Genomic DNA, 4,328 nt, shown 5'->3' with positions numbered 1-4,328 from the left:
ACGCGGTTTCGGGTTGATCGCTTAGATAAATGACTGATCCCGTTCGCGGGAAACAAAAGCCGGCTTATGCCCTCTGCCTTTCGATATCAGAATGTTGCCAAGTGGACGATCGGTCTGACCGTCTCAGCAAGCTCCTTGCTTGCTCTTTATTTCTACCATACAGGAAGTTTCGCGCCTGAAGCTGTTCCCATGTCACTCCAAACGCCGGGGACGGTAGTGACTCCCATTCGGATCAGCCTCACAGGCGAATTCTGGAATGCCATGCAAGCTCGCCCGGATAAATCATCCAGGGCTGTAACCGGCGGATCATCCTTTGATCGCTTCAGACTCGCCGGAACTTTTTCAATTGAAGGGTTGGGGGTAGCACAACCTAAGGCAATTTTGGATGATACCTTGAAGCATGACCAGTTCATTGTGGCCGAGGGAGATCGCCTGGACGATGTGACGATTAAAAAAATCTTCTATGATCATGTCATCCTGGATACCCCGTCGGGATCAAAAGATATTTGGATGGAGTTTGCCGGACAATCTCAGACCGGAAATGTGTCAGTGGTCAGCAATCAACTTGTTACCGCTACTGGAGGAACCAACAGGTTTGGCTGCGCCAAGGTTCAGGATAATCGATGGCAGTTCAGTCGAAAACCACTTCTGGATTACTATCAGGAATTGCTGGATGAACCCGACCGGATGGTGGCGGTTTTTGACACGATGAAACCGGTCCGTGATGAGAAGAATAAGATCACCGGATATGTCGTTGGTCTCGAAGGTGAGGAAGACTTTTTTTACGCTGTAGGGCTTCAGCAAGGTGACATCGTTCGGGCGGTCAATTCCGTCCCCATGACGCATCGGCGTCGGGCCGAATCTTTCATCGATCAGTTCCTTAAAGACTCGTTGAATGCGATCGTTCTGGAAGTCGAGCGTGGTGGCAAACTGACCAAGCAAGTCTACCAGATGAATCCTTGATGATAACTCCTTGCATCTGGCAGGGAAGTCCGATTAACCGCCAAACCCCTGAATTCCGATAATTTGAGCAATCCTTAGGAATTTCAGGATTTCTCGCCCCTCTGTAGTAGACATAAGATATATTATGCGACGTTGTTCATAACCTGTCATAGACTGTTAAAAGGCATGAATGAAGGAGTTCGCGGCAGGCGTGCAGCTCGCTTAAAAATTTTGCATTAAATCGATCATGAGGTTGAGCATTGAAATCTAAACCCAAAAGGTTTAGAATAAAAAAAAGTTTAGAACAAAAACATGTACGAGAAACGCAAAACGATTATAAGTAGTAAAAAAACAGGTGAGTCCGCCATCGTACAACTCAGGATCCGTGATTTAAGTCAGCTCTTTAATTCGATGGATCCTTCGCCGTTTATCGATAAGGATCTGGCAGACGATGCTGAATCATTTATTGAAGGGTGGGCACTTGAATTTCCGGTAAATACGCCCATCACCTTGGTAGTACATTTGGAACAGCCGCCGGTACTCGGCGGGCCTGACCCGCGCCGGTTTACGGAGCTTGCGGCTCGCAATTTCTTCCAAAGTAAGGCTGATACGACCCGGCGTGAACTTCGCCAGCTCATGAGAACAGGCCAGATTAGCCTGATCATCGGCATCGCATTCATGGCACTATGCCTCACCCTTAGTAAAGGGATTACCCAGGAGTTTCCCAGCTCGACTACAGCCGAGTGGTTACGCGAAGGCTTGGCGGTCGGGTGCTGGGTTGCAATGTGGAAACCCATCGACATCTATCTCTACGGTTGGTGGCCGGTCTTGCGACGTTTGAGAATTTACCGAAAAATGAGTCGTCTTCACGTGGAACTAAAAGTCAGGGTTCCTGCGGCTCAGGGGGTGACAACGTCCCCTGCCCAAATGGTTTGAACCATGCCGTCGGGCAAGCGGAGTAACAACTCCCCATTTTCTCCGAATCCAGCCAGGGTTCCTTGAATGCGGTTTACTCCATCGCGAACGGCCACGGGCGTATGAAGCCCTCCGCAACCCTCGATCCAGCGCTCTCGCAAGCCGGAAAACCCATTTGCATCCCACCGAGCTAGCCAGAGAGGAAGATGTTTGGTGAGCAGGATCTGTAATGTTTCCGCAACATCCCACTCAACACCCGTTTCGTTCCGTAGAGAAGTTGCAGGTTGATCGATCTGAGCAATTTTATCTGCGGTCATGTTGACATTGAGCCCGACCCCTAGTACCACCCCATCATCCCCTGCCCGCTCCGCCAGAAGCCCGGCAATTTTACGCCCATTGACCTGAATGTCATTGGGCCACTTAAGGTTAGAATAAATATTGAAATGATGGAGCATTTCGTCGATTGCGATAGACATCGCCATGGTCAGGGATGGTAACCGGAATAATCCGGCGGTGGTACGGTGATACAAGGAAAAGAGCAGATTGCCGCTTGAGGAAGAAACCCATTTTCGATCCATTCTGCCCCGTCCCTCCGTTTGTGTTCTGGCTGCCCAGACTGTTCCTGATGGTAACGCGGTGTCGAGGCGAGCCTGCTCCAGTAAACGGGTATTAGTGGAGTCTACTTCGTCAAACCACTGAACTTGGAATTGTAAGGACATATGTTCCTGTTTTAACTGGTCATGCACGTGAATAATCCTTATAGAGTTCCTGTCTTTACAACAATTTTTAATCAAAAGGGAGTTTTAATGGACACATTAATTGGGCAAGGACTCGTATTGATGCTCCTGGGCATGGGGATGGTTTTTTCCTTCCTGATGTTAATGATCTATATCATGAATCGGCTTGCCGCTTTCTTTATTCGTTTTGGTCATCATTTCCCTGATGCTACTGTGACTCTTGCTGTCACCGCAACGGGACCATGTGCTGAACCCGAAATTGCGGTAATACTTGCTGCCATCCGCGCCAAGCAAAGGAAATAATTCAATGGCTTCCAAAATCATCCATGTCATGAACACGACCTTCCGCGACGGATTCCAGTCCGCCTTCGGAGCCCGCGTATTGACTAATGACTTCATTCCAGCGATTCATGCGTGCCGCGACGCTGGCATGACTCACTTCGAGGCTGGTGGCGGGGCCACATTCCAATCCCTCTTTTTCTACTGCCGCGAAAACGCTTTTGACATGATGGATCGGTTCCGGCAGGTCGCCGGGCCGGATGCCGATTTGCAAACTCTCTCGCGTGGGATCAATGTCGTAGGGCTAGATTCCCAGCCGCGAGACATCATTAAATTACATGCTCAATTGTTCAAAAAACACGGCATTACGACCATTCGTAATTTTGACGCCCTGAACGATGTCAATAATCTCATCTATTCCGGGCAATGCATCCATGAAGCCGGGCTAAACCATGAGATCGTGGTTACCCTGATGGAACTGCCTCCCGGCTGTGTTGGGGCACACACCGTGGAGTTTTATCAGAACTGTCTTGCGGATATTCTGAAAGCTGGTATCCCTTTCAACAGCGTTTGCTTCAAAGATGCTTCGGGCACCGCAACGCCACAAAAAGTGTACGATGCGATCGGTATGGCAAGGCGCCTGCTGCCAGAAAACACTAAGCTTGTCTTTCATACCCATGAAACAGCCGGCTGCGGAACCACCTGTTACAAGGCCGCAATTGAAGCGGGTGCCGATCAGGTTGATCTCTCGATGGCGCCTATCTCAGGAGGAACCTGCCAGCCGGATATCGCCACCCTGTGGCATGCCCTGCGCGGCACGAACTTCGAGTTGGATGTGGATATTGATAAAGTATTGATTGCCGAGAAAGTCCTGGGTGAATGTCTGGCCGACTATTTCATGCCTCCGGAAGCCAAGGCGGTCGAGCCTCTGATTCCCTGGGCCCCGATGCCGGGGGGAGCTCTCACGGCCAATACCCAGATGTTACGTGATAACCACCAGATGGATAAATATATGGATTGTATCCGTGCCATGGGTGAAGTCGTCCGGCGGGGTGGCTATGGAACCTCTGTAACTCCGGTTTCACAGTTCTACTTCCAGCAGGCTTTCAATAACGTCATGTTTGGGCCATGGAAGAAAATTGCTGAGGGTTATGGGAAAATGGTGCTCGGTTACTTTGGCAAAACGCCCGTTCCTGCCGACCCGGAGATTATCCAACTCGCCTCTGAACAGCTTAAACTCAATCCGACCACGGAACATCCCCTTGATATCAATGACCGTAATCCCGAAAAGGGAATTGTAGCCGCGAAAGCCATGCTGACCGCGAGCGGAATTACCGAAATATCCGATGAGAATATTTTTATTGCTGCCACATGTCAGGAAAAAGGTATCGCCTTCCTCCAGGGTAAAGGGGCGCTGGGTATTCGGAAAATCGTTGACTCCCCCTCCCCCTCCCC

General features: G+C 50.1%; 5 protein-coding genes. 4 read left to right on the top strand and 1 reads right to left on the bottom strand.

The window, feature by feature from the left end:
* Nucleotides 1–66: 66 nt before the first annotated feature.
* Nucleotides 67–963, top strand: a complete 897-nt coding sequence (locus tag WCI03_15115; GenBank protein MEI8141182.1) for a hypothetical protein — start codon at nt 67–69, stop codon at nt 961–963.
* Between the two features lie 291 nt (nt 964–1,254).
* Nucleotides 1,255–1,878, top strand: coding sequence for a hypothetical protein (locus WCI03_15110; protein ID MEI8141181.1), 624 nt, complete (start codon nt 1,255–1,257; stop codon nt 1,876–1,878).
* On the opposite strand, the gene WCI03_15105 is transcribed toward WCI03_15110, so the two are convergent.
* Nucleotides 1,842–2,576, bottom strand: a complete 735-nt coding sequence (locus WCI03_15105; protein ID MEI8141180.1) for a biotin--[acetyl-CoA-carboxylase] ligase — start codon at nt 2,574–2,576, stop codon at nt 1,842–1,844. The genes WCI03_15110 and WCI03_15105 overlap by 37 nt on opposite strands.
* A gap of 27 nt (nt 2,577–2,603) precedes the next feature.
* On the opposite strand from WCI03_15105, the gene WCI03_15100 reads away from it, so the two are divergent.
* Nucleotides 2,604–2,897, top strand: a complete 294-nt coding sequence (locus WCI03_15100; protein ID MEI8141179.1) for an OadG family protein — start codon at nt 2,604–2,606, stop codon at nt 2,895–2,897.
* 4 nt (nt 2,898–2,901) lie between these two features.
* On the top strand, nt 2,902–4,328 hold a 1,427-nt coding region (locus tag WCI03_15095), incomplete at its 3' end, for a biotin attachment protein (protein ID MEI8141178.1).

Source organism: bacterium, from assembly GCA_037143175.1.
Classification (GTDB): Bacteria; Verrucomicrobiota; Kiritimatiellia; order CAIKKV01; family CAITUY01; genus JAABPW01.
Note: the sequence above shows the minus strand (reverse complement) of the source record. Positions and strands in the feature narration are given on the sequence as shown.